Origin of the sequence: uncultured Tateyamaria sp. (assembly GCF_947487805.1) — a bacterium.
Classification (GTDB): domain Bacteria; phylum Pseudomonadota; class Alphaproteobacteria; order Rhodobacterales; family Rhodobacteraceae; genus Tateyamaria.
Genome location: NZ_CANKXW010000001.1, coordinates 668,419 through 687,185, shown reverse-complemented (window position 1 = coordinate 687,185; position 18,767 = coordinate 668,419). Strand labels below are relative to the sequence as shown.

At 58.1% G+C, this 18,767-nt stretch carries 20 protein-coding genes; 10 read left to right on the top strand and 10 right to left on the bottom strand.

Translation table 11 applies throughout. The annotated features are described in order from the left end of the window. Positions 1–5: 5 nt before the first annotated feature. A complete protein-coding gene (locus Q0949_RS03500; RefSeq protein WP_299368633.1) occupies positions 6–941 on the bottom strand; it encodes a VOC family protein in 936 nt (311 codons plus the stop codon). A 112-nt stretch (positions 942–1,053) separates the two neighbouring features. Here Q0949_RS03500 and Q0949_RS03495 point away from each other — a divergent pair, with 112 nt between their 5' ends. Then, the gene (locus tag Q0949_RS03495) at positions 1,054–1,959 is read left to right on the top strand and encodes a LysR family transcriptional regulator (protein ID WP_299368630.1); all 906 of its coding nucleotides are present in this window, start codon (positions 1,054–1,056) and stop codon (positions 1,957–1,959) included. Between the two features lie 110 nt (positions 1,960–2,069). On the opposite strand, the gene Q0949_RS03490 is transcribed toward Q0949_RS03495, so the two are convergent. The 6 genes from Q0949_RS03490 to Q0949_RS03465 are packed head-to-tail and all read right to left on the bottom strand — an operon-like array spanning position 2,070 to position 8,591. Further along, a complete protein-coding gene (locus Q0949_RS03490; protein WP_299368626.1) occupies positions 2,070–3,824 on the bottom strand; it encodes an FAD-dependent monooxygenase in 1,755 nt (584 codons plus the stop codon). Then, complete coding sequence (locus Q0949_RS03485) at positions 3,821–4,882, bottom strand: branched-chain amino acid ABC transporter permease (protein WP_299368623.1); 1,062 nt, start codon at positions 4,880–4,882, stop codon at positions 3,821–3,823. The genes Q0949_RS03490 and Q0949_RS03485 overlap by 4 nt, the downstream gene beginning before the upstream one ends. Continuing rightward, on the bottom strand, positions 4,882–5,745 hold the full coding sequence (locus Q0949_RS03480; protein WP_299368620.1) for a branched-chain amino acid ABC transporter permease: 864 nt from the start codon (positions 5,743–5,745) through the stop codon (positions 4,882–4,884). Before Q0949_RS03480 ends, Q0949_RS03485 begins: the two co-directional genes overlap by 1 nt. Continuing rightward, positions 5,742–6,449, bottom strand: a complete 708-nt coding sequence (locus Q0949_RS03475) for an ABC transporter ATP-binding protein (RefSeq protein WP_299368617.1) — start codon at positions 6,447–6,449, stop codon at positions 5,742–5,744. Before Q0949_RS03475 ends, Q0949_RS03480 begins: the two co-directional genes overlap by 4 nt. Beyond that, positions 6,449–7,168, bottom strand: a complete 720-nt coding sequence (locus Q0949_RS03470) for an ABC transporter ATP-binding protein (protein ID WP_299368614.1) — start codon at positions 7,166–7,168, stop codon at positions 6,449–6,451. Before Q0949_RS03470 ends, Q0949_RS03475 begins: the two co-directional genes overlap by 1 nt. 37 nt (positions 7,169–7,205) lie before the next feature. Continuing rightward, positions 7,206–8,591, bottom strand: a complete 1,386-nt coding sequence (locus tag Q0949_RS03465) for an ABC transporter substrate-binding protein (protein WP_299368611.1) — start codon at positions 8,589–8,591, stop codon at positions 7,206–7,208. A 209-nt stretch (positions 8,592–8,800) separates the two neighbouring features. Here Q0949_RS03465 and Q0949_RS03460 point away from each other — a divergent pair, with 209 nt between their 5' ends. The 6 genes from Q0949_RS03460 (at position 8,801) to Q0949_RS03435 (ending at position 13,640) form a co-directional block, all read left to right on the top strand. Continuing rightward, positions 8,801–9,751 (top strand): LysR family transcriptional regulator, encoded by a 951-nt coding sequence (locus tag Q0949_RS03460; RefSeq protein ID WP_299368608.1) that lies wholly within the window; start codon positions 8,801–8,803, stop codon positions 9,749–9,751. 1,330 nt (positions 9,752–11,081) lie between these two features. Continuing rightward, complete coding sequence (locus Q0949_RS03455; RefSeq protein WP_299368605.1) at positions 11,082–11,417, top strand: hypothetical protein; 336 nt, start codon at positions 11,082–11,084, stop codon at positions 11,415–11,417. A gap of 59 nt (positions 11,418–11,476) precedes the next feature. Continuing rightward, entirely contained in the window at positions 11,477–11,944 is a 468-nt protein-coding gene (locus Q0949_RS03450; RefSeq protein ID WP_299368602.1) for a DUF411 domain-containing protein, read from the top strand. Beyond that, entirely contained in the window at positions 11,944–12,408 is a 465-nt protein-coding gene (locus tag Q0949_RS03445) for a cytochrome c (protein ID WP_299368599.1), read from the top strand. Before Q0949_RS03450 ends, Q0949_RS03445 begins: the two co-directional genes overlap by 1 nt. A 12-nt stretch (positions 12,409–12,420) precedes the next feature. Further along, on the top strand, positions 12,421–12,765 hold the full coding sequence (locus Q0949_RS03440) for a copper resistance CopC family protein (protein ID WP_299368596.1): 345 nt from the start codon (positions 12,421–12,423) through the stop codon (positions 12,763–12,765). After that, the gene (locus tag Q0949_RS03435) at positions 12,762–13,640 is read left to right on the top strand and encodes a CopD family protein (RefSeq protein WP_299368593.1); all 879 of its coding nucleotides are present in this window, start codon (positions 12,762–12,764) and stop codon (positions 13,638–13,640) included. The genes Q0949_RS03440 and Q0949_RS03435 overlap by 4 nt, the downstream gene beginning before the upstream one ends. A gap of 4 nt (positions 13,641–13,644) precedes the next feature. On the opposite strand, the gene Q0949_RS03430 is transcribed toward Q0949_RS03435, so the two are convergent. Then, the gene (locus Q0949_RS03430) at positions 13,645–13,917 is read right to left on the bottom strand and encodes a metal-sensitive transcriptional regulator (RefSeq protein ID WP_299368590.1); all 273 of its coding nucleotides are present in this window, start codon (positions 13,915–13,917) and stop codon (positions 13,645–13,647) included. A gap of 155 nt (positions 13,918–14,072) precedes the next feature. On the opposite strand from Q0949_RS03430, the gene Q0949_RS03425 reads away from it, so the two are divergent. Continuing rightward, complete coding sequence (locus tag Q0949_RS03425; RefSeq protein ID WP_299368587.1) at positions 14,073–14,858, top strand: glutaredoxin; 786 nt, start codon at positions 14,073–14,075, stop codon at positions 14,856–14,858. A gap of 311 nt (positions 14,859–15,169) precedes the next feature. Here the strand turns inward: Q0949_RS03425 and Q0949_RS03420 are convergent, their stop codons facing one another. Then, a complete protein-coding gene (locus Q0949_RS03420; protein ID WP_299368584.1) occupies positions 15,170–15,724 on the bottom strand; it encodes a TetR/AcrR family transcriptional regulator in 555 nt (184 codons plus the stop codon). A 305-nt stretch (positions 15,725–16,029) separates the two neighbouring features. Here Q0949_RS03420 and Q0949_RS03415 point away from each other — a divergent pair, with 305 nt between their 5' ends. Both Q0949_RS03415 and Q0949_RS03410 read left to right on the top strand, forming a co-directional pair. Beyond that, positions 16,030–16,755, top strand: a complete 726-nt coding sequence (locus Q0949_RS03415; RefSeq protein ID WP_299368581.1) for a hypothetical protein — start codon at positions 16,030–16,032, stop codon at positions 16,753–16,755. A gap of 106 nt (positions 16,756–16,861) precedes the next feature. Next, positions 16,862–18,076: a multidrug effflux MFS transporter gene (locus tag Q0949_RS03410; RefSeq protein ID WP_299368578.1), complete on the top strand. Its 1,215-nt coding sequence runs from the start codon at positions 16,862–16,864 to the stop codon at positions 18,074–18,076. Between the two features lie 73 nt (positions 18,077–18,149). Here Q0949_RS03410 and Q0949_RS03405 read toward each other — a convergent pair whose 3' ends face one another. After that, the gene (locus Q0949_RS03405) at positions 18,150–18,719 is read right to left on the bottom strand and encodes a TetR/AcrR family transcriptional regulator (protein WP_299368575.1); all 570 of its coding nucleotides are present in this window, start codon (positions 18,717–18,719) and stop codon (positions 18,150–18,152) included. Between the last annotated feature and the right edge of the window lie 48 nt (positions 18,720–18,767).

Sequence of the window (18,767 nt, the reverse complement as noted above, 5' to 3'; positions counted from 1 at the left end):
CTTTCTCAGGTGGTCAAAGGTGGGAGCAATTGTTCAATCTGGGCGCGGTGGGCCTCGTACCGCGACGGCAGTTTGAGCGCCTCACCAAGGTGCGCAGTGTCTTCGTCCCGGTCGAAACCCGGTTCATTGGTGGCAATCTCGAACAGGATCCCCCCCGGTGTCCGGAAGTAGATCGCCCAGAAATAGTCCCGATCAATGACTGGCGTGACTTGATAGCCGGTATCCATCAGCGCCTCGCGCACCCGCAACTGCGCGGCACGATCATCGACGGCAAACGCAATGTGATGAACCGATCCAGCACCCTGATCGGCGACAGGGGCTGCAGACGCAAGTTGCTCCACATCAATTGTGTCCGCGGCGTTCCCGCCTTCTATCAAGTATCGCGAGATATCGCCTTGAGTCTCAGCCTTTTGGTACCCCATAAAGGTCAGAAGTTCCCCGGTTGCAGCAGCGTCACGGACACGAAAGCGCGCACCATTGAAGCCCAGAATTCCAACGTCTTGGGTCATTCCGGCGCCCGTCCAAGCCTCTCGATTGCGCGCTTCACTTTCGACAAGCGCAAAACTGTCTCCGTCGGGACCTGCAAAGTGCAAGCGGCTTTCACCGAACGTCGTCTCTGCCTCCAGACCGGGTACGCCTTTCGATACGAGGTGATCCGTCCAGAACTTCAGGCTTCCCTTGGGAACGGCAAATTCCGTGATGCCGACTTCGCCTGCTCCGCGACGGCCCCTTGGCATGTTGCCAAACGGAAAGTAGGTCATCACCGAGCCCGGCGTGCCGATCTCGTCACCGTAGTAGAGATGATAGACCTCGGGGGCGTCAAAATTCACGGTCTTCTTCACCCGACGCAAACCCAAAGTGTCAGTAAAGAAACGGTTATTCTTGTTCGCATCAGCCGCCATCGACGTGACATGGTGGAGACCTTTGATGTCTCTGATCATCGTGAAACCCTCATCTTCGCGTTGTTGACCGACAAGTAAGCGAAGTTGCTATTCACTAAAATAGAAACAATTATTCATTTACTATTGCTGTGAGCGAAATAATTATAACGGGATGACAGATCTGAAATCGATCCGCGTCTTCCTTGAGGTTGCCGCAAAACTCAATTTTTCTGCCGCTGCACGGGCGCTGCAGATGACCCCTGCATCCGTTACGCGGATTGTCTCCAAGCTTGAGGACGACATGGGCCAACAGCTGTTTATCCGCACCACGCGTCAGGTCTCCATGACCACCGCGGGAGCAATTGCGGCAACCCGTTACCGCCCAATTGTCGAGGAGCTGGATAGAACAACCCGGGACATCACCAAGGCAACCAGGCCGGACATGGGCCGCCTGAGGATCAACGCGCCGATGTCTTTGGGCGCGCGTGTTATGCCACAACTGGTGGAGAGTTTTCGCCTCGCTTATCCCGGGATCGAGTTGGAAGTTTTCCTGACGGATACGCTCGTCGATATCATCGAGGGGGAATGTGATCTTGCCGTACGTGTGTCCGAACCTCCGACGGACAAATCAACGATCTGGCGCAAGATCTGCCAGGTTCCGCGCCACGTGATTGCGGCACCGTCGCTGTTTCAACGTATACCCAAACCAATGATACCCGATGATCTGAAGCCGGATACGCTGCTCGGGTACAGCGATCAGGGTCGTTCGGAAACATGGAAGCTGCGAAAGGGCGGTCAAAAGCGCGATGTAAAAACCTCTAGCAAGATGATCTCCAATAGCGGGGACTTCCTGTACTCAATCGCCGTAAGCGGTGGAGGCATATGTGTTCTGCCGGACTTCATTGTCAGGCCAGGGCTCGAATCCGGAGACGTCGAAAAGCTGTTGCCGGATTGGGAGGTGTCACCACTTTGGCTTACCTTGTTCTACCCACCATATGACCAGTTTCCGCCCTTGGTTGCGACGTTCACGGATTTCTTCGAAGCGTATATGCGCGAATACAAGGGCATGATATTTTAACTTCGCGGCGAGGATGCAGACCGAACAGCGACAGCATTATCGTCAGGCAGTTTCTCCGAGAAATACTTCTGGGTTCATCCTCCTTTAAAGTGAACCGTCCGCAGAAATCCCTAAAGGGCCAGGACGGAGGTCAGGACACGGGTCAACTCGGCCTCGGGCTCGGATGCCATAACATCGTGTCGCCAGCACACATGTTGGTCTGGCCTTGTCAGGACACACCCGGCATCTCCAATTTCGCGCGCGCGGGCCCAGTCTCCGGTGTGATCGACATATTCCTGTCTTGGGCCGATCACATGTGTCTTGATTGTGACGCCGAGGGTCTCGCCGACGGCCGCGGCGGCATCTGCCCACGCGGTGCCGCCCAAGCCCGTAAACAGAGTAAACACACCGCTCCCCGCCAGATCCAGGGTGGAATGCTTGCCGCCATCGCGATCAAACAGCCAGACATGCGGGATACGCGCGCCCGGCCAGGTCGTTGGCTGGTAATGCAAATCTGCATCCAGTTTGAATGCAGGCTCGACTTGCCCGTCGGTGACAGTTGCATTGGACTTGTAGCGTTGGTTCATTTCGACACCATGCGCGTCGAACTCATATTTCTTGAACGCAATCGCCTCCCGGATCGCCGCACGCTGCCTTTCCGCCTCGGGCGTTGAATTGCAGCGGCCTTCGAGGTTCGCTTGCATCGTGTCCGGGTCATTACTCTCGGTCAGGCCAAGAGCTTCGAAAATCGGTCCGAATTCACCGATGGATTGATTGGCCCGCGTGACGATCTGTTTTGCTACCGGCGCCCGTTCGGTGGAGTAGGTCTCGAGCAGAGCCTCGCCCGCCTGCCCTTTCAGAACTGCGGCGATTTTCCAGGCAAGGTTAAAGGCATCCTGGATCGAGGTGTTCGACCCCAATCCATTGGAGGGCGGATGGCGATGAATGGCATCGCCCATACAGAACACCCGGTCTTTCTGCAGATGTGTGGCGTAAAAATTGTTTACCGTCCAAGTTGACCAACTGGTGATGTCGACGTCCAGATCGGGATCGCCCACCAGATCGCGCACAACCTTTTCGGCAAAGGCAGTATCGACATCCGGTGCGGGCTGGTTGATGTCATAGCCCCACACGATCAGCCATTCGTTCCACGGCCGCACCATGCGGACCAAACCCATTCCAATTCCGCCCACATCCGCACCGGGCTGCACCACCCAGTAGAGAACCGACGGACGGTGTGCCACGTATTTGGTCAGGTCAGCCTTGAACAAGATATTCATCGAGCCGCCAATCCCCATTTGACCTTCGAAAGGAAGACCCAAATGCTCGGCCACCAGAGAATTACCGCCATCGGCACCCACCAGATACTTTGACCGTACAGTAAATTCCTTACCCGTGAGGCGGTCGAGACATGTGGTTGTGACGCCATCGGCATCCTGTTGGTGGCGGAGGTACTCTGTGCTCATACGGGCCTGGGTTCCACGCTGGCAGGCGGTCTTGAACAGCAAGGGCTCCATGAAGGTCTGCGGCAAGTCGTTCATGAACGTGGGTGAGGACAGCAGATGCTCGGCCTTGGACAACGGATGTGTGCCCCAGCTTTTGAGGCGGCCGATTTCTTCGCCAACAAGGCTTTCGCAAAAAACGTTTTCGCCCATCAGATCCTGATCGGAGGCGAACAAGTACGCTTCGTTTTCAACATCGGGGCCCAGGTCGCGCAACACCTCCATCGTGCGCTGGTTGGTGATATGCGCGCGCGGCGTGTTTGCCAGCCAGCGATAGCGGTTGATCACCATGTTCTCGACCCCGTAGGTCGACAGCAGCGCCGCGGTTGCCGAACCGGCAGGCCCGGTCCCGATGATCAGCACGTCCGTTGTAATATCCGTCATGGTGTGTCCTCCGATCTGTTAAGTTGGCCGCCCTGGAGGCGACGCCGAATTGGAAATAGGTGCAGGCCCGTTTTCTCCGACAGAAGGCCCCAAAGGCCCCGCGGCGCAACGAGCATCACGATAATGGCAAGAACGCCCAGTGTCATAAGGTACCAGCTGCCGTAGTCTGCCAGCAGCGACTGCAGCGCGAAAAAGATCAGAACACCGATGATGGGGCCTTCGATTGTGCCAATTCCGCCGATCACTACGATGAAGATCACGTAGGCGGTCCAGTCGGTGACACTGAACGCGGCGTCGGGGCTGATCCGCGCCTTTTGCAGGTAGATCAGTGCGCCGGTCACCCCGGTGCCAAAGGCCGAGGTCAGAAAGACAATCCACTTCATCCGGGCCGCATCAACGCCAACCGATCTCGCCGCGTCGACATTGTCGCGGACCGCCGCCAACGCCAGACCACGCCGCGTCCTCAACAGCCAATAGATGCCGCCGATGGTCGCCAGTGCCAGAACAAGGGAAATCCAGTAGGCCAATATGTCCCGCGCCGCGGCAGACCGCACGCCAAGGCTGGCTTCGATCAACTCGACAAACCACATGTCCCGCGTCGCATCCCGCGGCAGTGACGTGCCCGTTCCGCCGCCCAGTGACTTCCACTGTGCCACAATCAGACGCACGACCTCGGCGATAACCCAGGTGCCGATCGCGAAATACGCGCCATTGAGGCGAAAGGCGAAGAAGGCCGTCGGCACAGCGACCGCCAGTGCAGCCCCCCCGGCAAGCGGAACGGCCAAAACAGGGTCGAGCCCGCCCAGGATCACCAGAGCAAACAGAGCATAGGCCCCTGCGCCGACAAAGGCCTGCTGGCCCACGCTGACCAGGCCGCCATATCCGGCAAGCAGGTTCCAGAACTGTGCCAAGGTCAGCATCGTCAGGATAAAGAACATGTCCCGGATGGTTCCGCGCCCCGCAAAAAACGGCAGCGCGAACAACAGCAGGATCAGGATGCCGCCAGCAACGGTGGCAATGCGGGATGCGGGGGTCTGGGTTGTTACAAAATAGGTCATCAGTCATGCGCCCTTGGAAAAAGACCACGAGGCCGGACCAGCAACACCAGCAAGAATGCAATGTGGCCCGAAAGAATCTGCCATTCTGGGTTGATCGCGGCACCGACAGTCTGGGCCACACCGATGATGATGCCACCAGCCAGTGTCCCCCAGAGCGAACCTAGTCCGCCGATAATCACCGCTTCGAACGCATAGATGAGGCGCGCAGGCCCGACATTGGGGTCGAAATTTGCCCGTAGGCCAAGATAGAGCGCCGCGATTGTAACAATGACGAGGGCAATACCAGTTGCAGCCGCAAAGATATTCGCAGGCTTGATGCCCATCAGACTGGCGGTCGTGGCGTCGTCTGACGTGGCGCGAAAGGCGCGGCCAAGCTCCGTGCGATAAAACAGCTGGTTCAGCCCAATGATCACGAGAACGGCCGACCCGAAAGTGAGCAACGGCATTACCCCAAGAGAAATGGGTCCTGCCTGGAACGAGGCCGTGGTCATCGCATTGGTGGGCAAGCGCTGGCTGTCGGCAGAGAACCCTTCGAGCAGCGCGTTCTGCAAGGCGATGGACAGGCCGAAGGTGACCAGAAGCGGCGGAAGGATGTCGTCACCCAACGTGCGGTTCAGCAGGAATTTCTGCAAGCACCACCCAATGCAAAACATCAGCGGCATCGCGACGGCGGCAGCCAGAAACGGTGGCAGACCCAACAGGGTCACAAGGAGCAAGATCAGGTAGGCTCCCATCACGATCAGGTCGCCGTGTGCAAGGTTGACCAGCCGCATAATCCCGAAAACAAGACTAAGGCCTGCCGCAAAGAGCGCGTAGAGCCCTCCCAAAAGAACCCCCTGAGCAATCGTATCAACCCAGATCATTTGCTTGCTCCGAAATAGGCGTCATGGATGGCGTCGCGGTTCAGGCTCTCGGGGCGGCCGGTCAGCGTGACGCGTCCCTCCATCATGCAGTAGACACGGTCGGCCACGGCCAGCGCCTGCGCGATGTCTTGTTCCACGACGATCAGGCTGGCGCCCGATTTCTTGATTTTGGGAACCGCTCTGTAGATGTCCTTGATGACGACAGGTGCGAGGCCGAGACTTATCTCGTCACACAACAGCACACGGGGGTTGCTCATCAGGGCCCTACCAATGGCCACCATCTGTTGCTGCCCACCCGAAAGAGCGGTCCCGGGATTGTGCCGTCGATCGCCCAGGATGGGAAACAGATCGTAAATCGCATCAAGGGTCCAGTAACCGCCGCCCTTACGCCCGTAGGCACCGATCAACAGGTTTTCCTCGACTGATAGTGACGGAAACAGCTTGCGCCCCTCCGGCACCATGGCGACACCCTGTGTCACGATCTCTTCGGCCGGTAGCGTCCCGACATCGACCCCGTCAAAGCGTACTGCACCGGCGGCGTTTTTCAGTACCCCGGCGATGGATCGCATCAAGGTGGTTTTGCCGGCGCCATTTGCCCCGATTATGGCGATGGTCTCGTGTTCGGACACTTCGATATCCACACCAAAGAGGGCTTGAAAATCTCCATAGTGGGCGGTCAGTGCGATTGTCTGCAACAAGGCCATCAGACGTCAATCCCCAGATATATCTCGCGTACCTCCTTGCTGGCCATGATCTCATCCGGGTCTCCAATCCCGATGATCCGGCCAAAGTCCAAGACCAGCAAGCGTTCGACCACTGACGTGAGGGCATGCAGAACGTGCTCGATCCAGATGATGGTCACGCCACGGGCATGAATGTCCTTGATGGTGCCGACAAGAGCCCGGCATTCGCCCTCGGTCAGGCCGCCAGCGATCTCGTCGAGCAAGAGAAGATCAGGATGCGTCGCCATGGCGCGCGCCAGTTCCAGTCGCTTGCGTTCTAACAACGATAACTGCCCAGCAGGGACATTGGCGCGTCGGATCAACTCTGTGCGTTCCAGAACCTCCGCGCAATCTGCCTGAACGGCGCTTTCGCGGAGGTTCCGGCCATGGGTGGCCGCAACCAGAAGGTTCTCGTACACCGTTAGTTTTGCGAAAGGCTGCGGAATCTGAAAGGAGCGCCCGACACCTGACAGGCACCGATCCATTGCCGGTACGCGGGTCACATCACGGCCCTGGAAAAAGACACGGCCTGCATCCGCGCGCAAGTTTCCGGTGATGAGATTGAACAGCGTCGATTTTCCCGCGCCATTCGGCCCGATAACCCCCAGCGCCTGCCCTTTGGGCACGTCAAAGGTGACGTCGTCAGTGACCTTGAGCGCGCCAAAGCTCTTGCTGATACCGTCAAGCGAAAGAATGTTCATTCCGAGGCTCCCTGTGACCCAGTGGGGTCACTGCTGATCAGCTGATCGCTTCCATCGTTCCGCCGGTCGGAATGTCGGGATGGTCGGTGTTGTCCACGACAACCAGGTCATACCCCCCACTGTCCTTCAGTCGCCACTGACCTCCAACCAATGGCGTCTTTGCGACGTTGGTTGCCGCAAAGGGCGGCAAACCGGCGCCGTCAAAGGCGAGACGCCCCACGATTGAATTCAGCTGGGTCGCAGCGATGGCGGACGTCACCTCATCGGGATCACGGCTGTCTTCGACGCGCCCCATGACGTCGGCGGCCATCTCAAACAGCGCATGCACAAAGCCGATGGGTTGGGTCCATTGCTTGCCAGTTGCCGCCGAATAGCCTTTCGCCAGATCGCTGGCGGAGGTGCCGGTCAGTGAAGACGCGAAGGGATGGTTCGGCGTCCACCAAACCTCGGAACTGAGGTTGTGCCCCTGATCTCCGAGCGCCTCGACCGCCTGAGGGAAAAGGATCGCCTTGCCGATGCTGGCGGCTTTTGGGGCGAACCCCTGCTGTTTTGCCTGCGTCCAGAAGGTTGTGAAATCGGGTGGGATTGGAACGCCAGTGACGATCTCGCAATTGGCCTGTTTGAACGCATTGATCTGCGCACTGAAATCGTCTGTGAGGTTCTGGTACCGCCCAGGGTCGGTCAGGCCATAACCCTGATCCGCCAAGGGCTTAGGAAAGCCTACACTTGGATCTCCCCAGGCATTGCCATCGCCATCATTCGGAAACAACCCACCCACCTGCTTGTTCGTGTCAAGTTGGTTCCACATTGCGGTAAACACGCTGATGACATCCTCGAGGCCCCAGAAAAAGTGAAAGCTGAAATCAAAAGGCTGCCAGGAACCGGGATCGCCTGGGTTGCCCTGTTGCCCGATAAAATACGGTTGCCAGGGCGCCACAGTGGAAATCACCGGGATTTCTTCGGCCTCACAGGTCGTTGCGACGGGGTTTGTCGTCTCTGGTGTGGAGGCGACCAGCATCAGATCGATTTCGTCATCAATGATCAGCTCCTTGGCGACCTCGGCAGCACGGTTGGGGTTGGACTGGCTGTCCTTGACCACCACCTCGAAGTTTCCGCCTGCGTCGGAGTTCAGAAAACCCTCGATGATGAATTGGTCGGCTTCGGAAAATGCCGCCAATGAGCCAGATTGCGGGCTGACATACCCGATGCGGATCTTGGCACCTTGAGCCAAGGCAGGAGCGGCAAGTCCGGCACCGGCCAACGTCAACCCCGTTGCGGCGGTCGTTTTGAGTAATTTACGGCGTGTGATCATGGTCTTGTCCTCCCTGATCTGTATCGATTTTCGATTCTGTGTCGTTTTCCCGTGATGCTTCTGCTGCCGAGGTAACCGGACACAGCGGCCCATACCGTCGGGATCATTCATTGGGGTGCGGGGATTTTGTTCGCCCCGATCGGGCCGTTTTTTTCAAACGCCCGGTGCCGTGTCGGCGCACCGTTGCGCACGCAAACTGCGCAGGTTTTGCAATTTATATCATTTGCCATCAGCCACCTCCCACAGACGGACAGGTCCTGTTTAACCGTGCAAATTCGATCAGTTGATCGAATTCCAAACAGTCAATATAACATCAAGTTATGAAAATTGATCCAAATCACCTGCAACTGCTGTCAGCTATCGTTGATGCCGGCGGCCTCAGTGATGGCGCTCGGACTGTCGGCAAATCTCAGCCCAGCGTTTCGCGAACGATCATGATGATGGAAGCGCGGCTGGGTTCTCGGCTTTTCGAGAAGGGAAAGCGCCCTTTGCGACCAACGGAACTGTGCCTGTCACTGGCACAACAGGGACGGATCATCTCGGAGGCCGCGCAAAACGCCGAAATTGCAGCCGATCTCTACAACCGTGGCAAATCGGGCACTGCAAGGCTCGCAGGGACGCCTATTTTCATGGACGGTGTCATCGCCAGCATGATCGCATCCTTTCAAACCACATTTCCCGAGGTCGCCATTCACCAATCCTACGGGTACCTTGCCGATCTCTGCGAGCAACTGAACGTTGGCAACATCGATGTCGCGATCTGCCCGGTGCGACGCGACAGTGTGCCACAAGGATTGAAGTTCAAACCCATCCTCACCGGCAGGAACGTAATTGCCTGCGCGCCCTCGCATCCACTGGCACGCAAAACTTCATTGAAATTGACTGAAATCGCAAATTTTCCCTGGATCGCTCCACCTGCCGAAAGCCCGCTTTACGAAGACCTGCTGCTGGCTCTCAGATCCATTGGGATCAAGGACTTCAAAGTCAGTTTCACCGGTGGGTCGTTGGCGTCATTGATCAGCATTCTGGGCGGGTCTGACGCGCTGACAGTGTTGCCATATTCGGTTGTGTTTATGCAAAGTCACAACAAGGCATTGGTGTCCTTACCGATCAAGATCGAACATCCCGATCGAGAACTTGGCCTACTGTGGCGGGGTGACCGACACCCGCGACCCGCCGTGAAACGGTTCAGCGAATACATTGAAACCGAATTTTCAGAGCTCGGACAGAACATCAACCTAAGAGGTCGGGACGCGGTTTGGCGGGCTTGACCAAGTGGATACGATCCGAGACTTCGAAATCGGACGGAACGACAAATTGCGGATACGTGTCATCAGGTAGACAATCACATGCGACATAGGTCAGGAGGACCTTTTCAGCGGGCCGATCTGCGCATTGAAGTCCAAACTCTGCGCACAGCTCTTTTTCAGAAAGGCCTTTCTTGCCCGCCCGACGCAGGCTTGGTCGGAGTGTTTGGCCGTTCGGGCGACGCTCAAGCTTGTGTGTAACTGATTTAGCTGTTGACGGAGCATCTCTGTCCGTTCCGAGCTGCGCAGGCCGGATCTAAGCCGACCGAATGGTTTTGCCGACGTTCGGAAGGCTGCGGTTGTTAAACGGTCAAAGCCATTCGATGGGGACGTATCGCCGCTGCCCTGCAGAATGAAGGCCGAAGTAGAAATCGACAGATGGCCGCGCGTGAGAACCGTCGCAGTGGTCCATTTCCGATGGCGCGATCTTTGCCAAGAACGGCGATGCCCATCGCTTCAACACGTGCAGCGCTGCCGTCGAACAACCCCCTGTCCTTGCGAGGTTTGGGTTTGCGGGTATCGCGGATTGCGAGCAGCCGCTTGGTCGATTTCGGTGTCTTCACTCAGTTATTCGTGCAGGCCACCGGCGATGTTCATACCGCGTCCGATCGGATAAAGCACAGCGCCGCGATCAGCAGTCGACAGCCACCCCGGAGAGGGGGCCATTCCTTAGATGCAGGTTGCCGGCAGGGAGAGCCTGTGCGCGATTGCAGCATTCGGATCGTTGAGAATTGGCAAGGTGTTGATGACATCATTCAGAACGCACCCGCTGTTCTCGCCATCGTGTGTGCCGTGGATGACTGACATGACCCTGTACGCCTTTGGTTACCGCACGCGGCTGTTGACCGTCTTGCATCAAGACAGGCGCGCGGGCGCCCCTGACCGGACGGCCAACTCTGTCCACCGTCCTAAGATCGGATTTCATGTTTCTTCCCTTATTGGTGAAATGTCGTCTGGCAGAGAGTTTGAGCGGATGCATCGGAGCAACATGCCCAGTCGACGAGAACGCACGGGCCCTTGAGCGATTGAAAGTTCCGTTGCATTTCCAACGGTTTCCGCCGCTGCATGCGTTCCGCACACGAAGGGATCGAGAGACCCTGCATCCGATGTGCCCGCTCGTGCCCAAGTCATCGGTCCGACGCAGCGGTAGCGTCCCACTTGCCAGCATGCACTGCTGTTTCGGTGCGGCGTGATCATGAGACTTGGCGGGGCCGGGCTGTGGGCAGCGAGGATCGGTTCCAGCGACACATCCTCGTGACTTGTCAAGATCTCATACCCCCGGTAGGTATTTGGCATGTTTCGCTTGGTTCCCTTAATCCTCCTTATCGTCACATTGGCAGGTGCCTCCGCTGCATCTGTGATGCATGGCATCAACGAGGAATCGAACCATGGCAACCACCACGCTGAAACCACGCTGGGCGATGTGGTGGCAGATGCGGAGCGGGCGCTTGCAGATTGTTGTGACGCCGCGGGCGGCATGGGATCCTTGTCCTGTTTTGCAGATTTCGTGGCCGCCGCTGCGATGGCGCTCATTGATCCGCCGGTCGCGACAAACAACAGTCCGGCACATGCTGGTTCCAATTTTCCGGACCGGGCTCTGGCCGTTCCAACTGGCCCTCCGAAAGTCTGAACGGCAACGGGCGCATGTCCGCATCCCATTCAACTTTCACGCCAAAAGGACCGACTGACATGATCACACGTCGTCATTTCAACGCTTTAACTGCCACATCTTTGATTGCTGCTGGCCTCCCGGCCCAAGCGGGCAGCCCGATGCACGTTCTCACATCGCCGAGTTGCGGTTGCTGTCATGCGTGGGCGGACCTTGCCCGCGCACGGGGCTACGCTGTCACTGTTGAGGAACTGACCGATCCCGAAGCTCAGAAATTAGCACGCGGCATCCCGCGCGCGCTGGCATCCTGTCACACCATTGAAACCGAAGGTTACATCTTTGAAGGGCATGTGCCGTTCGACGCTTTGGAGGCTGTGCTGCGGGATCGGCCAGCGATCACCGGGCTTGCGGTTCCGGGCATGCCTATGGGTTCCCCCGGCATGGGCGACGATCCGACGGCCCGGTACGATGTGATCGCGTTTGGTGGAGAAGCTGGAGCCGGAAAGGTGTTCTACCGCTCGGGCACTGCAGAGCCGTTCGACACGTGATGGCAGGTCGCCTGACCCTGTTGGTGACCGGCGGACTTGTGTTCGCCGGTTTTGCAGCCTTCACCCTGATGACCGCGTCTTCTGAACCGATCGATCTCTTGACACCTGATGACACCGCTGTGGTCACCCTTGGACGTAACATCTACGCGGACCAATGTGCTGCCTGCCACGGTGCGCAGCTTGAGGGGCAATCCAACTGGCGCACGCCCGGAGAAGATGGTTTGCTCCCCGCACCGCCACATGATGCGACCGGGCATACCTGGCATCACGATGACGAAACGTTGTTCACCCTGACCAAGTATGGGCTGGCTGGCCTTATGGAGAACCCGCCGGCGTCCGGGATGCCCGCCTATGAAGGTGTTCTTCGCGATGAGGAGATCATCGCTGTGCTATCCTTCATCAAATCGACATGGCCCGAAGATCTTCGTGCATATCACGATGATCTAAATGCGCTGTCCGAATAGAGGAATATTCAGATGATCAAACAAACTCTTCTGGGCTTGGCCGTCACGGTTATCCCAATGTTGGCGGCGGCGCATTCAAAGTCCGAAGCAACGACACCTGCCAACGGTGCAACGGTCTCGGATGTGTCCGAGCTGTCAATGCGGTTCGATGATCCGATGCGTATCATCTCCGTCACGTTGATCTCGCCAGACGGCAACATCGACATTGAACGCGAAACCGGCATGGACCCGGCAACAGAATTCCGGGCGATGCCGGTCGAAGCACTTGAGCCCGGAAGCTACCGTTTCGACTGGCGTGGTATGGCGTCGGACGGCCACCCGATGCAGGGCAGCTTCTCCTTCACGGTCGCTGAGTGACCGGACTCGCGCCTATCGACGGTCTTGTCGTTTTGGCCATCCTGGCCAAAGCAATTGACTATGGCGCGGCCTTGCTCGCAATAGGGGGCGTTTTATTTTCGATCATATTTTCTCAGCGTGCAGAAGCATCCGTACTGCGCCTTGCGCGGCAACTGGCTGTCGGCGCGGCGCTGGTTGGACTTGCTGTGCTGGCTGTACGGTTCGGCATCAGGGCGGCCCGGATATCCGGGATGGGTTTGGACGGCGCGATAGACCCGATGATGCTTGGTTTCGTTTGGGAGAGCCCGCTTGGCACGGCCGCAATTTGGCGTGGAATGGGTGAACTCGCGATTTTGACGGTCTTGATCCCGCGTATCGGGCGATGGATTGCTCTCGCAGGCAGTCTTGCTGTTGCGATTTCCTTTGCCCAGGTGGGACATTCGCTGGGCGCCCCCAGAGCGCCGCTTGCCATTCTGTTGGCCCTGCATCTGTTGGCCGCTGCGTTCTGGGTTGGTGCCCTGCTTCCTTTGCACAGAGCGGCTCGCACTCCTGCGGGCGGGGATCTACTGCATTACTTCGGCAATGCGGCTGCTTTCGGCGTTGCCGTTTTGATTGTCGCGGGGGTCGCTCTTGCATGGCTGCTCGCGGGGTCGGCAGCAGCCCTTTGGGGAACAGCCTACGGAGCGGCTCTGTTGGCCAAAGTAGGACTCGTCTCGGCCCTGCTTGGCCTTGCGGCACTGAACAAGGTAAGGCTTGTTCCGGCATTCCGGGTTGGTTCACCCAGCGCGACGACTGCGCTCAGACGGTCGATCTCAATAGAGATGTTGGCGGTTGTCCTGATCCTGTTGGCAACGGCCACCCTCACGACAGTGACAACACCCCCCGTAAACCTGTGACGGCCTAGCCGCGCGCCTTGTCGAGAAGTTCGAGCAATTCGGTGAATTTGGCCCGCTGATCCTCTCTGTCACCCGATGCGAGCGCATCTTCGATACAATGCGCGGCGTGATCGTCGATCACCAGCTTTTCAACGCCCTTCAACGCCGCGCGCACCGCAGCAATTTGCGTCAGAACATCGACGCAATAGCGATCCTCTTCGACCATTCGAGCGATCCCTCGGACCTGCCCCTCCAGGCGCTTGAGACGTTTCAATGTGGCATCACGGTTTTCGTGCATGGGTCTCTTTTCGCATGGCGACCGAGGCAAAGTCGAGTGTGGCGGGGAACCAAGTTACCCACCCTTGAGTATATACCCTATGGGGGTATATAGATCTCACGATGCCCCGCACAACTGCCGCCGCATTGGCACAAGGAAGGTGATTGGAGAGACCGATGGCAAAAGATACGCGCGATGTTTCGAATGTGGATACAAATCCTGTTGATGCAGCGGTCGGCAAGACGGCCGTGCTTTACCGGATGGCCTTGCCGGACCACCTGTGCCCATCCGGGCAAAAGGCGCGTTGGCTTCTCGAACGTCAGGGCTTTGACATCGATGATCGGCTGTTCCGGACCCGTGCAGAAGTTGATGCCTTCAAGGCTGAGCATCACGTCAAGACAACGCCGCAAGTCTGGATCGAGGGACACCGCATCGGGGGCTACTCTGACCTTCGGGAACAACTGACGGGCTGGGATCCCAAAGCGACCACCTATCGGCCCGTCCTGTATCTGTTCGCCGTGGCTGCATTGACGGCGATTGCGCTGTCCGTCGGCTTCCTCGGCACTATCACGTGGCAGACACTTGGCTGGTTCATCTCGGTCTCGATGATCCTGCTGGGTATGCAGAAACTGCGCGATGTCGAAAGCTTTTCGACAATGTTCCTGAATTACGACCTGCTTGCACGGAAATGGGTGCCGTACGCCTATATCTATCCATTCGCGGAAACGGGTGCGGGAATCTTGATGACTGGCATGATCCTGACATGGGTATCCGCACCCATTGCCCTGATCATTGCGAGCATCGGTGCGATCAGCGTGTTCAAGGCCGTCTGTATCGACAAGCGTGAACTCAAATGTGCCTGCGTTGGCGGAAATTCCAACGTACCGCTCGGTTTCATAAGCCTGACCGAGAATCTGATGATGATCGGAATGGCGGTTGTCATGCTTTGGTCGATCCTCTGAGCCAGATGTTTCCACCGGATTGGCTTGCGTCTGCCGCTGCAGATGGCCGTCGACGAAGCGGCGCGGCAGATGACTGAGCGTTCCCAGGATTTGGCGGCGTCCTGGCATGTGATTTTAGGTCCGAGCCGGGCACGTCAGTGGAGTAGAAGAGTGCCCCGACGAATACCATGGGCACCACTGTGGATGGTATCGCATCACATCTGGAGCGCATCAAAGGTTAGCGAACCCGCTGTATTTTCGGTTTAATTCCCGCTTGTCCGTCCCGCATCTTGAGGCATCCAGTGCCAGCCTGATTTCCGCAGTGACCCGGCTTAGGGCGTTGCTGCGTCAAGCCGGCGAACCGCATCTCTGCCCACGTCGATTATGCGCGTGGCGTCAGCATCGGATTGAGCCAACCGCGCAAGAGTTATCGTTCCAATCAAAAGGGCCAAGGTTGCGATGCCGTCATCGTCGCCCGGCTTCTCTGCTCCGCCCAGCATGGACGAAATCCGCCCGATTGCATCAGCTGCTTCCGACCGCACACCTTCGCCAAACCGGGTCACCTCTGCGCCATTGGCGGCGAACGGGCAGCCCTGACCGGCGTTTTGAACATGCGCGAGTGAGAGGTATTTCGCGATAAAATCCGCGCGCTTCTGGCGCTCAGTCTTGCCTCGTGTCTTGTTCAGTAGTTCATTGGCTGACCTCTCGAACGCCGCAGCGACAAGCGCCTCTTTTGAAGAGAAGTGGCGGTAGAAGCCGCCCTGCGTAAGCCCCGCAGCCTGCATCACGTCCGACACGCTGGTCGCACCGATACCGTCGCTTCGAAACAGGTGCGCCGCCGCATCTATGATCCGCTCATGGCTCTTGCGCTTGTCGGCTTCCGACATTCTCGGCATCCGCTGCCTCCTGGGGATTGACAATATAGAGGTTGCATAACATCTATAATTTTAGAGTACAAACGTAATCTAAAATCCGGATGGAGTTACAGCGATGCCAAAGCATCGAAAGATCGGCCCGCAAGACCGCCCGTTGCCAGCAACGACCAAGAGACCAACAGGGCGGCACGGCATCATCCGCCGATCGCCGGCGGCCGGACGCACCATCAATACCTGTTCAAACCTCGAATTCGGACAGCCGAATTTGCCCACCACAACCTGAGAGAAGTGACATGACAGACTTTCTGATTTTCTATGTGCGCACCTTTGCCGTCGCACTGCCCTTGATTGCTTTCGCCATAATGATGATCGGCGTAAGCCGGGCCAACCTGACCGCACAGCAAACCGGCATAACCGTCATCGTAGCGGCATTTCTGTTCGGGCTCTGGTTTGCGATCGTGGTGCCGCCTTCGGAATCCAATGTTCTGAATGTACCGCCAACCCTTCAGGACCCGCCGATTGTGCTCGCCTTCCTGTTTGGCGGTGCCCTGATTGTCTGGGGGCTTGCCTGGCTCACTCCACTGGGGCGCCGCATTTCGATGGCCACGCCCCTCGCGGCCATCGCCGCGTTTCAAATCCCCCGTATCATGGGCGGCGTCTTTCTGATCGGGTGGCTCGGTGGCAGCATCCCAGCCGAATTTGCGTTGCCTGCCGGGCTGGGTGACATTTGGGCTGGTATCGCGGGATGGCAGGCCAGCAAGGCCTTGGCAAACGGCGCTCCAAACGCAAGGAGACTTCTGGTGCGCGCCAATATCATCGGCATTCTGGACTTTGTCTTTGCCGTTGCCCTCGGCATCATGACATCGGAAGGGTTTGCACATCTGCTGTCCCATGACGCGCCGAACATCGTCAACGATCACCCACTGGCGCTGTTCCCGGCTTTCTTTGTCCCGATCTTTCTCGGGTTCCACTTCATTTCTATCAGCAAACTCCGTGCAGAGCGCCGGTGCTCAACGGCGACTGCGGCATCACACGCCGCTTGACCCGCAGCGGACCTACCACCGGCCGGGTGACGCAATTGTGGGCCCTCGCACACAATTGCCAGCCGGTGGGGAGGTCACGTCAACCTGAGAAATGAAGGGGCTTGAAATGCCGTCCGGCCGCAGATCTCGAAACCTCTACCAGCGCAAGCTGGCGGCAACGACGTCGACCATTTTTCTTTTGGCCGGGATTGCCGCCGTCGGGCAATTTGCATCCAACATATATACGCCATCCTTGCCCAGCGTGGCCCTTGATCTCGGGGTGTCTCAGGGCGCAAGCCAGGCCACGCTTGCCGTATTCCTCGGCGCATTTGCCATTACGCAGCTTGTTGTTGGACCTCTGTCAGACCAGTTCGGACGAAAACCGATCCTACTGATTGGGTTGGCCGTTTTCCTGGTCGGAACCATGCTGTGCAGCACAGCGGTCGATTTTTCGGACCTGTTGTTTGGCCGGATCGTGCAGGGATCCGGTTCAGCCGCAGGAATTGTGGTGTCTCGGGCCATGACGCGCGACAGCTTCGAAGGGGTCGAACTGGCCCGTGTTCTTGCAGCCGTGACAATCGCTTTTGCCCTTGTTCCGGGGTTCACGCCGCTGATTGGCGGTTTTGTTGAACAGATGCTCGGCTGGCGGGCCACCTTCTGGATCACCGGTGCTCTCGGGCTGCTTCTGGCCTTGATCGTGATCAGAACGTTGCCCGAAACCCTCGCATCACATCGCCGGGTGTCACCCCTCATGGAAGTCGCAGAATATGGCGCGATCCTGCGCGACCCGGTTTTCGGGCCGAACGCGCTCGCGGTCGCCTGCGCCTTTGCATCCATGTCAGCCTTCTTTTCTGGCGCGCCAGCCGTCCTGATTGGGACCTTGGGTGTGTCCCCGATCGAGTTCGGTCTCTATCCGCCCGTGGCCGTCTCAGGCTTTGTGATCGGTGGGGTCATCACAAGGCGCATGGCGGCACGCGTTGCCGCCCGGGCGATGTCCGTGCTCGGGGCGCGCATCATGTTGGCGGGTGCCGTCTTGCTCTTTCTGCCACCTGCTTTTGGGCTGTTGAACAAATTCCTGATCAACGGTGCGATGGTGGTGCATGTGACGGGGCTTGGGATACTGTTACCGGCATCCATCGCAGCCGCTTTGCAACGGTTTCCGAAAAAGGCCGGTGCGGCTGCGGCCTTGCAGGGTTTCCTGCAAATGTCGGGGGGTGCTCTTGGAGCGGCCAGCGCTGCCGCATTGATGAGCGCTCTGGCGGAGCTGTCTTTCCCGACAGTCATGCTTTTGGCAGCGACGCTCGCCTGGCTGACAGCATCACGGCTTGTTCCGGAACCCTAGGCCATGGGCAGACCAAGTCGACCGCGCAGACGAAGCCATATCGTTGAGGTCTGCGCGGGCCCTCGCACCTGAGTCATCGGCGCCCAAGCAGTTCATCGGGTAACGTTTCCAGAAACCGTTCAAACGGTCTTTGCGACCCGGTCCCCCGCGACAAGACCAAGCTGCCATGCAAGAGAACAACAACCCGTTCTGCCCTTGCCCGCGCCTCCGCCGCGTCAAACCCCTGCCCCTCAACAAGACTGGCAAATGCATCAATCAGCGCATGGAAGATCCTTTTGATCGCCTCGGCAAAGGGACTGTCGTGATCGCTGGCAGAACTGAGCATATTCAGAATGCAGGCCTGTTTGCCGCTGGAATAAAGCGCGTCCAGTTTCCGGGTCATTGCCTCAAGCCTCAGGTCGACCGGACCATCGCCCTTCAGCGGCTCAAAGAGGTTTTCCGCCAGCCAGATTTCCGTAGCACCGAGAACCTCCCGCGCCATCTGCTCCTTTCCACCGGGAAATCTATGGTAAAGGCTTGCGCGCTGCAGGCCAGTCTCCTGCGACAGGGAGGACAGGGTCGCCCCCTCATACCCGGTGTCACGAAATACACGCGACAGGGCCTCAATCAGGTCTTCCTCAGCGATGCTCGACTTTCGTCCCAAATGCAGATCCTCCAGATCACCATCATGTTACCGAACGAACGGTAAATT